Consider the following 14,636-nt stretch of genomic DNA (forward strand, 5'->3'; position numbering starts at 1 on the left):
CCACCCCGCCGACCGGCGTGACGACCGTCACAGCGATTCCTCGCGACCGGTGTCGACCGGATGCCCCGCGCCGGGCGTATACCCGGATGAAGGAAGAGATCCGGGAGTGGCTGTTGACCGTCGAGGAGTTCGAAGAGTTCTACGCCCAGACGGTCGCTCGTCTCACGGGACAGCTGTACGTCATGCTCGGCGACCTGCACGAGGCGCAGGACGTCGTGCAGGAAGCGTTCGTCAGGGGCTGGAGCCGGCGACGCCGCCTCCAGCGGGACGGCCAGCCCGAGGCGTGGATCCGTACCGTCGCCTGGCGGCTCGCGGTGAGCCGGTGGCGGTTCCGGCGGCGCACGGCTGACGCCTGGAAGCGCAGCGGTGCACCGCCGCTCCACGTCGAGGCGCCCGGCCCGGAACGGGTGGCGCTGGTGGACGCGTTGCGCGGACTCCCCGCCCAGCAGCGCCGCACGCTCACCCTGCACTACCTGTGCGACCTCACCGTCGAGCAGATCGCCGGTGAGACGGGCCTGTCCGCCAGCACCGTCAAGACACACCTGGCCCGCGGACGGACCGCGCTCGCCGACCGCCTGCACGACCCGCGCATCGAGGAGGCCCCCCGATGTCTGAGCCCCAGGATCCCCTGCGGTCCCTGTTCCACCAGGCCGGCGCCGTGGGGCAGGCGCGCGCCGCCGCGCCACCGGTGGCACGGATCGCCGCCCGCGGACGTCGGGCGTACCGCCGCCGGATGGCCGTGCTGGCGGCGGGTGCCTGCCTGGTGATCGCCGCCGGCGGCACCGCCGTGGCCGCCTTGCTGCCGGGGCGCCCTGTGACCGTCGCCCCGGCCGGCCCCCCGTCCCTCCGCCTCGGCCCCTCCTCGACCAGCCCGCCGCCGATGCGGGACCTCCCGTTGCCCGGCCGGACCACCCTCGGCGCCCCCACGATGCCGAGCGGGGGATCCCTCGAATCGACATATCCGCCCACCACGCAGCCCCCCAGCTATCCGACCCGCACCTCCCCCTCCTCGCCCTGATCCGTTCCGCACCGCCACCGTGCCTGCCCGGACATCCGCCCGCGCCCGAAAGATCCGTCCACACCCATGCCTTCCTCCGAGCTGCGTCACCGTCCGCCCGAGTCGGCGAGACCCTCCGCACAGCATCCGCCGCCCCGGCCCCGCATCGCCCTCGCGGGACGCCTCGCCGCCCGCCTCGACCCGGCCGACCGCGCGGTGCTGGGGCTGTATCTGCTCACCCGGATATCCATCTGGGTCACCGCGTACGGCGTCCGTTACCTCTTCCCCGGCGACGCCGACTCCCACCGCGCCACCTCCCTCCTCGCCCCCTTCCAGCAGTGGGACTGGGAGCACTATCTGCACATCGCGCGGGACGGCTACTTCCCCGCGCGGACCGGCCCGTGGCTGCCCGGCTGGGACAACCGCGAAGCGTTCTTCCCCGGCTTCCCCTTCCTGCTGCGTGCCGTGCACACCGTCGTCCCGGACTGGACCGCGGCCGGGCTGCTGATCTCCCTGGTCGCCGGGGCCGTCGCCGTCCTGGCGTTGGCCCGGATCGCCCGGCTCCACCTGCCCGGCACCGACGCGGGCCGGCGCGCCGTGCTGTTCTTCCTCCTCTCGCCGTGCGCGATCTTCCTGGCCGTCGGCTACACCGAGGCGCTCTTCCTCGCGTTCGGGCTGCCCGCCTGGCTCGCGGCCCAGCGGTACAAGTGGGCCCTCGCGGCCACGCTCACGGCGCTCGCCACCACCGTGCGCGTCAGCGGGCTCTTCGTCGCCGCCGCCATCGCCGTGCACTTCCTCGTCACCGCCCGCGCCCGCGCGCACTGGCGTCCGCTGCCATGGCTGGCGCTGCCCGCCGTCCCCGCGGCGCTCTACAGCTGGTACCTGCACGCGCACACCGGCGACTGGATGGCCTGGAAACATGCCCAGGAACGCGGGTGGTACCGCACCTTCCACACCCCTTGGGACGCCTGGGCCAACACCTGGCGCGCCGCCTTCGAGGGCTCCCAGGCCACCGGGTACGCCATCATGTTCCGCGCCGAACTCCTCGCGGCGCTCGTCGGACTCCTCCTGCTCGTCGTCCTGCTGCGGCGGCGCCGCTGGGCCGAGGCCGTCTACATCGCCGTCAGCATGTGGGCACTGACCACCTCCTACTGGTTCATGTCCATCCCGCGCGCCACCCTGCTGTGGTGGCCGCTGTGGATCGGCCTCGCTGCCTGGAGCCTGCGCAGACCCCAGGTCAAGGCCGTCTACCTCTGCCTCGCCGCCCCCCTGACGACCGTCGTCGCCGTCACCTTCCTGTCGGGACGGTGGGCCGGCTGACGTCGGGAGCGCTGCCGTCACCTACGACGTTAGGCACCACGGGAACGCAGGGGAATCCCACCAGCACCCGTCCTGAGGGTGCGGAAGGTGTCAGGAACAGGGTGAAACAGGCACCACCCTGACCGCGGGCGTCCCGCCCACCGACCCGTCATCCACGTACCGTTCACACCACCGCACCCGACGCGCGGCCCCCACACGGCGCCGCCGCCCCGGCCACGACGCCGCGACGCCGCGGCGCGGACACGACGCCACGACGCGGACACACCATCCGTACCCCCACCGCGACGGCCCCGCGCGGGGGGCGGGCCCGCCCGGCGTGAACAGGCCATAGGCTGTGGGGCCGACGACGGCAGGCGAGGCGGCCGGGCGCTTGGCCCGGGAGGGAGCGGTGGCAGTGACGGGGACCGGCGGCGGTTCGAACGGCAAGGTACTCGCCGGGCGGTACCGGGTGATCGAGCAACTCGGGCGCGGCGGCATGGGCGTGGTGTGCCGGGCGATGGACGAGGTGCTCGGCCGCGAGGTCGCCGTCAAGGAGCTGCGTACCTTCGCCGACGCCTCGGCCGCCGAACTCGCGGAACTGCGGCTGCGCATGCAGCGCGAGGCGCGGGCCGCGGCCCGGATCCGGCACACGGGCGTGGTCTCCGTCCACGACGTGGCCGAGGAGGACGGCCGCCCGATCATCGTCATGGAGCTGGTGGACGGTCCCTCCCTCGCCGACGTGCTCGCCGGACGCGGCGTCCTCGAACCGCGCGAGGCCGCCGCCATCGGCGCGAAGGTGGCGGACGCGCTGGGCGCCGCGCACGCCGCCGGAGTGCTCCACCGCGACGTCAAGCCGGGCAACGTCCTGCTGGAACGCGGCGGCCGGGTGGTCCTCACCGACTTCGGGATCGCCACGATGGACGACCCCGGGGACGGCGCGGCGGCCGGCCTGACCCAGAGCGGCCAACTCGTCGGCTCGCTCGACTTCCTCGCCCCCGAACGCGCCCAGGGCCGACAGCCCGGCCCGGCCTCGGACATCTGGTCGCTCGGCGCGATGCTCTACGCGGCGGTGGAGGGCGACTCGCCGTTCCACCGTACGTCGACGTGGTCCACGTTCTCCGCCATCGTCACCGAGCCGTTGCCGGAGCCCCGGGCGGCGGGTCCGCTCGCCCCGGTGCTCAAGGCGCTGCTCGCCAAGGAGCCGCACGCCCGGCCGGACGCGCGGCGCGCCCGCGAACTCCTGGAGTCGGTGGCCCGGGACACCCCCTGGCCGGCGGCCGGATCGTTCGGGCCGCCGCCCGGAACGGAGGCCGCCGACCGGACGACCGAGGCACCGCGCACGCACGGCACGATGCCGGGAACGGTCCCCGCCCGGCCCGTGGAGAACGGGCCGGGCCCCGGTGACACGCAGGGCGGGAGCGGGGGTGCGCAGTCGGGTACGGCACCGTTCCAGCCCGGGTTCGGGCCTCTGCGGCCGGAGTCCGGCCACCCGCAGGCCGGGACCGCGCGACCCGGGCCCACGGCGGGCCAGCCGCGGCCGGCGACCGGCCAACCGCAGCCCGGCGCCGCACAACTCCGGCCCGGAGCCGACCAGTTCGACACCGCGTCCGACCAGCCACAACCCTGGGCCCCACATCCCGAGCCCGGGACCACACAACTCCAGCCAGGGACGGGCCAACCGCACCTCGGGACGGACCAACCCCCCTCCGGCATGGGCCAACCCCACGCCGCGACCGGCCACCCACAGCCCTGGGCCGCCCAACCCCACCCGGCAACCCCCCAACCCCAACCAGGTCACCCGCACCCCGGACACCCCCACCCCGGCACCCCCGCCCCCTTCCCCTCCCCGCAACCCCGTCCGCCGCGCGACACCGTCGCCGGGGGCGCGGACGCGGGATGGCGGCCTCCGTCGGGGGAGACGCGGGCAGTGCCTGCCGGGAGGGCGGGCGGGCGGCGTCAGCGGCGTACCGTCGTGGTGCTGGCCGCCGCGGTCGCCGTGATCGTGGTGGGGGGCGGGGTGACGTGGGGGTTGATGAAGACGTCGGGCGGCGAGGGGGACGGGGGTGCCGGAGGGCGGACGCGAGCGCAGGCGCCCGCGCAGCCGTCGCAGGGCGACCCCGTCGAGGGGTTGGCCGGCGGGGCGGCGGCCTCCGCGTCGCCGGGCACCTCTCCGTCCGCCGGGGCCTCCGCGTCCGCGAGCGCGGGCGCGCCCTCGGCCACCGCGTCCCCTTCCGCGTCCTCCGGCGCCGGGAGGAACCCGGCCGCGCCCGCGCCGAAGGCGCCCACGGACGACCCCGCCTACATCCCCGGCTCGCTGGCGTCGATCAACGGGTGCATGGCGTGGCTGGACTACAAGACGTCGGCGGCGGGCGGGTTCGCCATGGGAACGCTCGCGTCGGCCGGCCAGTCGTGCCAGATGCACTTCTTCCGCAGTTATGTCCCGGATCCGAAGTCCACCCAGAACCTCGACACCACGCACGTGCTCAACGGCGCGGGCAAGCAGTCCACTTACTGGTACTGGGACGGGCCGAAGTACTACGCGGCCGTCTGCGTCTGGCGCGCCGGTGACTTCCCGCATCACGACTGCGGTGGCCACTACTACGTGGACGGCGGGGCGCCCGTTTCCCGCTGAGCGCCGCCCGGCACTCAGGGGATGAACGAGGAATCAGTGGCCGACGCATCGTTCGTCGACGAAATGCGTTGACGCGATGGTCAGTCGCGATGGAATCATTGGCGGAACGTCCACCGATCGTTCCACGTGAGGTTTCCGCAATGAGCCATTCCGACCGGCGGCTGTCGCAGACGGACCGGACCCGGCACCGCCGGCTACGGGAGCAGGGGAGCGAGGACCGCGCCGACCTCGACGCGATACTCTCCGCCGGGTTCGTCTGCCACCTCGGGGTCCGGGTGGACGGGGACGTGCTGGTCGTTCCCACCGTCTACGGCAGCGACGGCACGACGTTGTACCTGCACGGTTCGGTGGCCAGTCGCAGCGTGGTCGCCGCGCCGGAGGAGACCGTGTGCGTCACGGTGACCCACGTCGACGGGCTGGTGCTGGCCCGGTCGGTCTTCGAGCACGGGGTCAACTACCGCAGTGCCATGGTGTTCGGCACGCCACGGCTGGTCACCGACCCCCAGGAGAAGCTGGCGGGGTTGCGTTGCCTCACCGAGCAGGCGGCGCCCGGCCAGTGGGGGTACGCCCGGCAGCCGAGCCGCAAGGAGCTCGCCGCCACCTCCTTGCTGGCGCTCTCCCTCGACGAGGCGTCCGTGAAGATCCGTACCGGTGCGCCGGACGACGGGGACGGGCCGGACGCCCGGCTCGGCCTGTGGGCGGGGGTGCTGCCGCTGCACGCCCGATGGGGCGACCTGGAGCCCGACCCCGCCCTCCCCACGGGCGTCGAACCCCCGCCGCACCTCACCGGACGGCAGGGCACGCCCGCGTCCTGACGGTCCCCGCCGGTCAGCCGTCCTCGGCGGGGACCGGGAGCAGCAGCGCCGAGTCCCCGTGCACCGTGACGCGCACCGCCGTGAAGTCGACCGCCTCGGCCCGTGGTTCGCCGGTGCCGGGGTTGCGGGCGTAACGGGGGTGGGCGCCGCCGCTGACCTGCCAGCGGATGCGGTGGCCGGGCAGGAAGCGGTGGGCCGCCGCGCCCATCGCCACGGTGACCTGGGACGGCGCCCGGTCCCCGGTGCTCAACTGGCCGAGTCCGTCGCAGACGTTGACGGAACGCCCTGCGGGGTCCACGTCGCACAGCCGGGAGAAGACATCGGTGTGGCCGGTGTCGGCGGAGACGGCCAGGCGTGCGGAGACCGGTCCGAGGACGTCCACGGCTGCGGTGAGCGGGGCGCTGGTGAACGTGAGGACGTCGGGCCGGGCCTCCAGCGCGGCGTTGTCGCGGGCGCCGGCGGTGGCGGAGAGCAGCGGGCCGCCGAGGGACGGGGTGGGGTCGTCGGGGTCGTAGCGGAAGGAGGCGACGGGCGCGTCCGGTGCCGTCGCCTGCCGGGTGAGGTGTCCGTCGGCGGTGGGGAACCACGGTGTGGTGGCCGGGGAGAGCGGCCACTCGTCGAGGTCCCGCCACGCGTTCTCGCCGCCGACGTGCACCCGTGCCGTGGTCGCGCGCAGGCCGGAGCGGTCGTCGCACAGGTGGGCGCGCAGCCACGCGAGGCTCTCGGCGAAGACCTCCGGCAGGCCTTTCCCCAACGCCGAGGTGTGCGTCCAGGGGCCGACGAGCAGGGCGGTCCGGCAGCCGGCCCGGCGCAGTCTGCCGTACTGCTCGAAGGTCTGGCCGGCCAGGACGTCGTGCCATCCGGTGATCAGGGCGGTGGGTACGCTCGGCCGCTCGATCGCCGTCGCCGGTGAAGCGCCGTGCCAGTAGGGGTCGTTGGCGTCCGGATGCGTCATGGCACCGTCCAGCCAGGTCACGTCGTCGCCGAACGCGGCGGTGTGGGCCCGGCGCAGCGGACGCGCGGTGGTGATGGCACGCAGCCGCTTGCGCAGCCGCAGCGTCGCCCGGAGGAAGGGCCGAAGTCCCCGGTGCTGGTAGGTCATGGCGGCGCCGACGGCGAGGGCGTTCTCCAGGGCGAACGCGCCGTCGCCGTGGAAGAAGGCGTGCGGGTCGTGCAGTCCGACCTGCACCACCATGGCCTTCAGCTCCGGCGGCGGCTCCAGGGCCAGTGCCCACTGCGCGTACCCGAGGTAGCTGGGGCCGATGGTGCCGAGCGCCCCGTTGAACCAGGGCTGTTCACGCAGCCAGGACACGGTGGCCAGGCCGTCGGCCGGTTCGTTGCGCCACAGGTCGAACGTCCCGCCCGAGCCGCCGGTGCCGCGGCAGCTCTGCACGACCACGTGGAAGCCCTGCTCGGCGAAGAGGATGCCGAGCATGGGCGACCATGGCAGGCCCCTGCCGTACGGCGAACGCACCAGGAGGGTGGGGAAGTCGCCCGCGGCGCGCGGGAAGTAGTGGTCGGTGACGAGCGGGGTGCCGTCGGCCGCCGGGACCACCAGGCGCGAGTGCCATCCGACGTCGTGCCGTCCGGCCGGCAGACCGCGCCAGGTCGCCCTCATCAGCCACGCGGACAGCGGCGGTCTCCCGGCCCTCGGTGCCGGCGCCGGGCTCGTCGCGGTGTCCCGCTGGAGTGAAGTCGTCATTCCCCCTCCTCATTTCCGGTACGTTGTACGAGAATAGAGGATGGTTGGATGGCCTGCGCAAGGGCCCGCAGTGATCAGGGGAAGGAGTGCGACGACCGTGTCCCGTGCCGAGGGGTCCGGCGCCACCGGCGTCGACCCGCAACAGCTCTGGCTGCGCCCCGCGCGGTCCGGCCGGGGCCGCAAGCCCGCCTTCAGCCGCGAGGCGATCACGGCGGCGGCGGTCGCCCTGGCCGACGCGGAGGGGCTGGAGGCCGTCACGATCCGGCGGGTCGCCGCGCGGGTCGGCGCCGGCGCGATGTCGCTCTACAGCTACGCACCCGACAAGGAGACGCTGCTGGAGCTGATGGTCGACCACGTCAGCGGCGAACTGCCGGTCACCGAACCGCTCACCGGCGACTGGCGCGCCGACCTCAAGGCCATCGCCCACCACCAGCGCGCCCTGATGCTGCGTCACCCCTGGCTGCCGGCGACCCTGACCACCCGCCGCACCCCCGGCCCCAACACCCTCGCCTTCCTGGAGCGCGCGCTCGCCGCCCTGCGGCCCAGCGGTCTCGACGGCGCCGCCAAGCTGGAGGTGTACGCCCAGCTCACCGCGTTCGTCGCCGGACACGTCGGGTACGAGATCGCGCAGGCGGCCGTCGCGTCCTCCCCCGAGCGGGCCGCCGCCGAGACCCGTTACCTCGCCGCCGTCGCCGCCGACGGCCACCACCCGGAACTCGCCGAAGCCCTCCGCGCGCCCGGCCGCTCCCTCGCCCCGGAAGCCACGTTCGCCCGGTTCCTGGGCCGGCTCGTCGACGGCCTCGACGCCGGCTGACCCCGCCGGGGCGGCGTGGTCGGGCGAGGGCGGCGGCGGATTTTGCCGAACGGTCGACCGGCGGGGCTCCGCCGTGCCGTAGCGTCGGCGGCGTTCCCGATCACGGACGCGGACGTCCGGCGGCGGTTTGCATCGCGTGCGCCGGAGGGCCGCTCAGGAGGTGCGCCATGAGCATTGTCGACATATCGCTAACAGCGGCCGGGTTGCCGGACGCCTGGAGTTCACGTCTGCTCGGGCGCGTCGGCGCCGCCGCGGTGAAGGTGGTGCGGATGGACGGACGTGCCCTGGCGCCGGAGTCCCACGGCACGGCGGAAGCGCTGCTGGTGCTCGACGGGACGCTTCGACTGGCCGTAGGGGACGCCGAGTTGGAGGTGGGCCCCGGCCGGATGTGCCTGGGCGAGGCCGGGGTGCGCCATGCCGTGCGGCCCGGCAGCCACGGCACGCTGGTCGTCGTGGAGCGGACGCCGGACGCCGCCGACGGCCAGGTCGTCTCTAACGCCAGGTCCGGCGCGGGGAGTCCGCCTTCGGGGTGGGTGGCTCGGGCGGCAGGACGCTGAGGGCGTAGCGGACGGCCTCGGCGCGGGAGCTGAGGTCGGCCTTGGCGAACAGGTTGTTGATGTGGGTCTTGACGGTGGCCTCGGAGATGAACAGCCGGGCGGCGATCTCCGCGTTGCGCAGTCCGTCGCCGATCAGCCGCAGGACCTCCCGTTCCCGCGCGGTGAGCATCGCGACCTGTTCGGCGGCGGGTCGCGGGCGGCGGGTGGCGAGGTCGAGCAGGCGACGCTGCACCTCGGGGGCGAGCACGGCCTGGCCGAGGGCGGCACTGCGCACCGCCTGGACGATGGTGGCCCGGTCGGCCTCCTTCGTGAGGTATCCGGCGGCACCGGCCTGGAGGGCGGCGAGCACGGATTCGTCGTCCTCGAAGGTGGTGAGCACGACCACCTCCGTCTCCGGCCGGTCGGCCCGGATCCGCCGGGTGGCTTCCACACCGTCCATCACCGGCATGTTCAGATCCATCAGCACCACGTCGGGACGGTGTTCGGCGACGACCGCGACCGCCTCCTCGCCGTTGACCGCGGTGGCCACCACGTCGACGTCCTCGTTGAGGTCGAGCATGACGGCCAGCGCCTCCCGGACGGCCGTCTGGTCGTCCACGACCACCAGCTTCACGCTGCTCACCTGGGTACCTCCAGCTTCACGGTCCACCCGCCCCGGGCGGGGTCCTCGACGGTCGGGCCGGCCCGCAGGGTGCCGCCCACCAGGGCCGCGCGCTCCCGCATGCCGACCAGGCCCATGCCGGTGCCGGAGGCGCCCTCGGGCGGCCCGCCGTCGGGGCCGGGGCCGTTGACGACGGTGAGGGAGATCCCGTCCGCGGTGTAGGCGAGCGTCATCGTCCGCGCCGCCCCCGGAGCGTACTTGACGGCGTTGGTCACCGCCTCCTGAGCCACCCGCAGCACGGTCTGCGCGGTCTCCACCGCGACCGGCGCCGGATCACCGAGCACGTCGAAGGAGACGTCCGCACCGGCGGCCATCAGCCGCAGCGTCTCCGGCAGCGGCAGGGTGTCCTCCCGCAGCGCGTGAACGGCCCGGCGGGTCTCGGCGATGCTGTCGACGGCCAGCGTGCGGGCCCGGCGGATCGCCTCGCCCGCCTCCTCGTCACGGCCGCTGCCGCGCAGCGCGTCGGCCATGTCCAGTTGCAGCGCTATGCCGGACAGGGAGTGCCCGAGCACATCGTGGATCTCCCGCGCGATACGCCCCCGTTCCCGCAACGCCGCCTCCCGCGCCTCGGAGTCCGTGGCGCGGCGGGCCTCGGCAGTCGCTCGCCGGGCGTTCTCCAACGCCTGCCGGAAATCACGGTTGGAGATGCCCATGTACACCGGGAGCCCCACGGTCAGCGCCAGCCACCACGACCAGCCGTCCTGTGTCGGCACGGTGTGGTTGACGATCAGCTGCGTCACGGCGCCGACGATCGAGCCGCCGGCCGCCACCAGCAGCGCGGCCCGCCGGGACGCCAGGTTGGTCCCGGCGACGGCGGCGGCGAGGTACGGCAGCAACGGGGCCAACGTCGTGTGCGCCAGCGGCAGCAGCAGCGACGCCGACCCCATGTAGCAGGCGGCCAGCGCGATTTGCCGGCCGGGCGACAACCGGTTCCAGAAGAGGCGCACGCAGACCGCGGCGACGGCGAGCACGACGAAGGCGGCGACCGCCAGCGGAGCGGCGATCAGCCGGTGCGTCGGCAACTCGACGGCGACCACCGCGATGACGGTGAACGCGACGAACGGCCGCAGGAGTTCGTCACCGAAACGCACGGTCCGCGGCGTCGGCGCGGTCTCCGTCACGGCAGGCCGGACCGACGCGGGATCCGCACCGGGTGTCGTTGATGGCACGGCGTGGGTTCTCCGCCCTCGGCTGCGTCGGGATGACGGGGGCCGGCATCCTCGTACGCGTCCAGCATAGGGACCCGCACGGACACCGGCGGCGGTGGGACGGTTCAGGCCGCGAGGATCTGGCGGGTGAGGGCCAGCAGATCGGGGACGGCGGGGTGCGCCAGCCCGTCGCGCCAGGCGAGGACGACGGGGACAGCCGGGGCGTCCAGCAGCGGGCGGTAGATCAGCGACGGCCGCGCGTGGGTGCTCGGGGTGGCCGACGTGGAGACGCCGACGGCGCGGCCCGCCGCGATGGCGATGAGCCACTCGTCGGTGTTGGTCACCTCGACGGTCGCGGTGGGGCGGGCCGACGGCGGCCACAGGTCCATGGTGGTGGTGCCGGAGACGGTGTTGAGGGCGATCGGATGCGGGGCGAGGTCGGCCAGGGTGAGGCGGGGGAAGGCGGCGAGCGGACTGTCCGCCGCCATGACGACCACCCGTTCCTCCCGCAACAGCAGCTCGGTGCGGATCCCGGCGGTGGTCACCGGGCCGCGCAGCAGCGCCGCGTCGACCTTGCCCTGGGTGAGCCCCGCCGTGCGGTCGTCCACCCGCAGCAGCTCCAGCGGGATGCCGGGGCGCGTCTCGTCCCAGCGGCGCAGCAACGGGACGGTGTGGTCGCCGAGCGCCGCCCAGGTGTGACCGAGGCGCAGCGGACGCCCGCCCAACGACCCCGGTTCCAGGGCGGTTTCGACGGCGGCGACGGCGGCCCGGGCCCGCTCGCGGAAGGCCCGGCCCTCGCCGGTCAGCTCCAGATGGTGGGTGGACCGGTCGACCAGGCGGGCGCCGAGGTGGCTCTCCAGTTGCCGCAGGGTACGGGAGAGCGCGGGGTGGCCCACATGGAGCCGGGCGGCGGCGCGGGTGATGGTGCCTTCCTCCGCTATGGCGAGGAAGGCCCGCAGGTGCCGCAGCTCGATGGTCATGCCTCAGAAGCATAACCGTGCCCCGACCGGCATTTCCCGCGACCGCCGAGGGTTCCTAGCGTGGTAGGCATGACATCCACCACGCCCACCTCCTCCGCGGCGACCGCCGCGCCCGCCGTCCTGCGTCACGCCCCGGGGCGTGGCACCCTCACCGGTGTCGGCCTGGTGCTGGCCGGGTCGGTCTCCGTGCAGTTCGGGTCGGCGTTCGCCGCGTCGCTGTTCCCACGGGCCGGAGCGCTCGGCACGGTCGCGTTGCGGGTGACGTTCGCCGCGGTGCTGCTGCTGGCCGTCGCCCGGCCGCGGCTGCGCGGGCACTCGCGCGCCGACTGGGCGGTGGCCGGCGGGTTCGGGCTGGCGCTCGGCGGCATGAACATCCTCTTCTACCAGGCGATCGACCGCATCCCGCTGGGGGCCGCGGTCACCGTCGAGGTGCTCGGGCCGCTGCTGCTGTCGGTCGTGGTCGCCCGACGTGCCGCCAGCCTGGTGTGGGCCGGGCTCGCGCTGACCGGGGTGTTCCTGCTGGGCCGTGGTGACTTCGGCCGCCTCGGCGTCGCCGGGGTCGCCTTCGCGCTGGGCGCCGGGGCGATGTGGGCGGCGTACATCGTGCTCAACGCCCGTGCCGGGGCCCGGTTCCCGAGGCTGGACGGCCTGGCGATCGCGATGACCGTCGCCGCGCTGGTCAGCCTGCCGCTGGGGGTCGGCGCGTCGGGCGGGCGGCTGCTGGAACCGGGGGTGCTCGGGCTGGGTCTGGTGATCGCGGTGATGAGCTCCGGGGTCCCCTACACCCTGGAACTCCTCGCCCTGCGACGGCTGCCCGCGGCCGCCTTCGCGGTGCTGACCAGCCTGGCGCCGGCCCTCGCCGCGCTCGCCGGCTACCTGGTGCTCGGTCAGGGGCTGTCGCTGCCGCAGTGCGCCGCCATCGCGATGGTGGTCATGGCGAGCGTGGGCGCGGTCCGTACCGGACGGTGCTGACCGGCACGGCTCGCGGCGTTGGCGGGAACCCGTCGAGGGCTGTCGGTCCGGCCCATGTCCCGGGGACGGCGACCCTCCTAGGTTGTGTCGTCAAGAGATCGCCGGCCGGAACGTCCATCACGCCGGGGTACCGCGTACCCCGGCGTCGCACGGTAGGAGTCGTCCCATCACCGCCGTCACCCCGTCGACGCCCAGGAGCCCGCGCGGCGCGCTGCGTGTCTCCGCGGCCGTCGAACTGATCACCCTGGCCGTCCTGTTGACCAACATGGCCACCCTGGACGCCCGTCCGGTCGCCGCGCTGACCGGCCCCGTGCACGGCTTCGCCTGGCTCTTCGGCGTCATCGTCACCTGGCGCGACGCCCGCCGCACCACCGGCACCGTGGTGCGCGCCGCGATCCCCGGCATCGGCGGCATGCTCGCGCTCCGCGCGCTGGGACGCGCCGACGCCCGGGCGGGGGCGCCTGCGGCGCGGTGAGGGCGCCGGGTGCTACCAGGGGAGCACGGCCGCGCGCCCCTGCGCCCGGCCGGCCTCGGCGGCGGGGGCGCGGGTGGCCGGGTCGAGGGCGTTGGTGCCCATGGCGGCAAGTGACGCCTCGTCAGGTGTGAACACGGCGACCTCCGCGCCCTCGGCCCGCAGCTTGCCGACGACGTCGGCGAAGGTGCCGGAGGGCCGGGGCAGGTTCTCGGGGTCCATCGGAAGGACCGCCACCACGCGGCGCGCCCCGCGGCCCAACGCCAGCTCCGCGTTGTCGATGGTGAGCACGCCGCCGTCGGTGTACCGGCGTCCCCGCACCGTGGCCGCCGGCCAGATCCCGGGCACCGCGCAGCTGGCGGTGACGGCGTCGACCAGGTCCACCCCGCTGTCGCGGTCGAAGACACGCGGCTCACCGGTCTCGGCGTCCACGGCGACGATCAGCAGGCGGTGTCCGGGCCACCGGTCGGACGGCAGCCGGGAGACGATCACCGCGCGGCGCTCCGCCTCGGGGACGGTCTTCGCCTCCAGCGCGAGCCGGCCGAGGCGGCGGCGCTGGTCCTCGGGGGAGTCGGCGGCCTCGTAGGCGGCGGCGAACGAGGCGGCGAACGCGTCGGCGTCGAACTCCGCGGCGATCTCGGCGGCTTGCAGCGCCGGGTCCACCTGCCGCGCGTACAGCTCCTCCAGGCTCAGCCCGCTGCCGAGCTGGGCGCCCACCGCGGAACCGGCCGACGTGCCGATGACGGTGCCGGCCCGGCTCACGTCGTTGCCCTGGTCCGCCAGCCCCGTCAGGAGACCGGTCGCCCACGCGATCCCGGCCACGCCCCCACCGCCGAGGATCAGGATCCGGTCCGACTCACTCATGTCCCCTCCAGGGCTCGTCACGCCAACTGGTCCGCGGTACACGGACGTCAGGCACAACCACGGGTGCGTCCGTGGTCTTCCCCACGCAACGGGTCGTCCCGGGGCGCCGTCAGGGCAGGTCCAGGCGCCACCTGACCTCTCCGTCGTGCCACTGATCGGTGGGGGTCAGCCCGGCCGCGGCGGCGACCGCGGCGGACGCGGTGTGGTCGGGGTGGATGTGGGCGAGGACCGTACGCACCTCGCGTGCCGTGAGCCAGCCGACCAGCCCGCGGGCCGCCTCGGTGGCGATGCCGCGCCGCTGCCACGAAGTCCCCACCACCCAGGCGACCTCCGCGACGACGCCGTCCTCCCCGCCGGTCACCGTGGCCTGGACGGTGCCGACGAGGCGGTCCGCCTCGGTGAGGCGGACCACCCAGTTGCACCAGGAGACGGTGGGGTCGGGCGAGCCGGCGACCAGTCGTTCGTAGCGGGCACGCAAGGCGTCGGCGGTGGCCGGGGCACCGCCGATGAAGGTGTGCAGATCCGGGTCGGACAGCACCGCGGCCATCTCCTCGGCGTGTTCGACCCGCAGCGGCACGAGGGAGAGCCTGCCGGTCCGGACGGGCTCCGGCGCGAGCGTGGTCATTCGGTGCCGTGCCGTGGGGAGCGGGAACAGGCGCGGGCCGGGGCCCACCGCGGCGCGGGCGGCGCCTTCGTGGGGTCGTCGGCGGCGGAGGTCATCGC

General features: G+C 74.7%; 14 protein-coding genes and 1 pseudogene. 9 read left to right on the forward strand and 6 right to left on the reverse strand.

What is annotated here, in order from left to right:
* Positions 1-86 precede the first annotated feature (86 nt).
* The 5 genes and pseudogenes from SCATT_RS33510 to SCATT_RS33530 all read left to right on the forward strand — a co-directional run.
* Positions 87-605, forward strand: a pseudogene (locus tag SCATT_RS33510) (SigE family RNA polymerase sigma factor); the annotation flags it as partial.
* 128 nt (positions 606-733) lie between these two features.
* Complete coding sequence (locus tag SCATT_RS33515; protein WP_239013390.1) at positions 734-1,018, forward strand: hypothetical protein; 285 nt, start codon at positions 734-736, stop codon at positions 1,016-1,018.
* A gap of 66 nt (positions 1,019-1,084) precedes the next feature.
* Positions 1,085-2,317, forward strand: a complete 1,233-nt coding sequence (locus SCATT_RS33520) for a mannosyltransferase family protein (RefSeq protein ID WP_014150894.1) — start codon at positions 1,085-1,087, stop codon at positions 2,315-2,317.
* Positions 2,318-2,711: 394 nt separating this feature from the next.
* A complete protein-coding gene (locus SCATT_RS33525; protein ID WP_014150893.1) occupies positions 2,712-4,928 on the forward strand; it encodes a serine/threonine-protein kinase in 2,217 nt (738 codons plus the stop codon).
* A gap of 140 nt (positions 4,929-5,068) precedes the next feature.
* Positions 5,069-5,743, forward strand: a complete 675-nt coding sequence (locus SCATT_RS33530) for a pyridoxamine 5'-phosphate oxidase family protein (RefSeq protein ID WP_014150892.1) — start codon at positions 5,069-5,071, stop codon at positions 5,741-5,743.
* 13 nt (positions 5,744-5,756) lie between these two features.
* On the opposite strand, the gene SCATT_RS33535 is transcribed toward SCATT_RS33530, so the two are convergent.
* Positions 5,757-7,445, reverse strand: coding sequence for a CocE/NonD family hydrolase (locus tag SCATT_RS33535; protein ID WP_014150891.1), 1,689 nt, complete (start codon positions 7,443-7,445; stop codon positions 5,757-5,759).
* 97 nt (positions 7,446-7,542) lie between these two features.
* Here SCATT_RS33535 and SCATT_RS33540 point away from each other — a divergent pair, with 97 nt between their 5' ends.
* Positions 7,543-8,259, forward strand: coding sequence for a TetR/AcrR family transcriptional regulator C-terminal domain-containing protein (locus tag SCATT_RS33540; protein WP_014150890.1), 717 nt, complete (start codon positions 7,543-7,545; stop codon positions 8,257-8,259).
* Between the two features lie 167 nt (positions 8,260-8,426).
* Positions 8,427-8,816 (forward strand): cupin domain-containing protein, encoded by a 390-nt coding sequence (locus tag SCATT_RS33545; protein WP_042507729.1) that lies wholly within the window; start codon positions 8,427-8,429, stop codon positions 8,814-8,816.
* Here the strand turns inward: SCATT_RS33545 and SCATT_RS33550 are convergent.
* The 3 genes from SCATT_RS33550 to SCATT_RS33560 all read right to left on the reverse strand — a co-directional run bounded on the left by SCATT_RS33550 (position 8,752) and on the right by SCATT_RS33560 (position 11,605).
* Complete coding sequence (locus SCATT_RS33550) at positions 8,752-9,438, reverse strand: response regulator (protein ID WP_014150888.1); 687 nt, start codon at positions 9,436-9,438, stop codon at positions 8,752-8,754. The two genes, SCATT_RS33545 and SCATT_RS33550, sit on opposite strands and share 65 nt — an antisense overlap.
* Positions 9,435-10,568 carry a sensor histidine kinase gene (locus SCATT_RS33555; RefSeq protein WP_231904893.1) on the reverse strand — a complete coding sequence of 378 codons (1,134 nt, stop codon included), beginning with the start codon at positions 10,566-10,568 and terminating at the stop codon, positions 9,435-9,437. The genes SCATT_RS33550 and SCATT_RS33555 overlap by 4 nt, the downstream gene beginning before the upstream one ends.
* 182 nt (positions 10,569-10,750) lie before the next feature.
* Positions 10,751-11,605 (reverse strand): LysR family transcriptional regulator, encoded by an 855-nt coding sequence (locus SCATT_RS33560; protein ID WP_014150886.1) that lies wholly within the window; start codon positions 11,603-11,605, stop codon positions 10,751-10,753.
* Positions 11,606-11,674: 69 nt separating this feature from the next.
* On the opposite strand from SCATT_RS33560, the gene SCATT_RS33565 reads away from it, so the two are divergent.
* Positions 11,675-12,577: an EamA family transporter gene (locus SCATT_RS33565; RefSeq protein WP_014150885.1), complete on the forward strand. Its 903-nt coding sequence runs from the start codon at positions 11,675-11,677 to the stop codon at positions 12,575-12,577.
* Positions 12,578-12,659: 82 nt separating this feature from the next.
* Positions 12,660-13,052, forward strand: coding sequence for a hypothetical protein (locus tag SCATT_RS33570; protein WP_014627034.1), 393 nt, complete (start codon positions 12,660-12,662; stop codon positions 13,050-13,052).
* Between the two features lie 12 nt (positions 13,053-13,064).
* On the opposite strand, the gene SCATT_RS33575 is transcribed toward SCATT_RS33570, so the two are convergent.
* Positions 13,065-13,913 carry a patatin-like phospholipase family protein gene (locus tag SCATT_RS33575; RefSeq protein ID WP_014150883.1) on the reverse strand — a complete coding sequence of 283 codons (849 nt, stop codon included), beginning with the start codon at positions 13,911-13,913 and terminating at the stop codon, positions 13,065-13,067.
* 109 nt (positions 13,914-14,022) lie between these two features.
* The gene (locus tag SCATT_RS33580; RefSeq protein WP_014150882.1) at positions 14,023-14,538 is read right to left on the reverse strand and encodes a GNAT family N-acetyltransferase; all 516 of its coding nucleotides are present in this window, start codon (positions 14,536-14,538) and stop codon (positions 14,023-14,025) included.
* Positions 14,539-14,636: the final 98 nt, after the last annotated feature.

The sequence above is a fragment of the Streptantibioticus cattleyicolor NRRL 8057 = DSM 46488 genome (assembly GCF_000240165.1).
In the GTDB taxonomy this organism is placed as follows: domain Bacteria; phylum Actinomycetota; class Actinomycetes; order Streptomycetales; family Streptomycetaceae; genus Streptantibioticus; species Streptantibioticus cattleyicolor.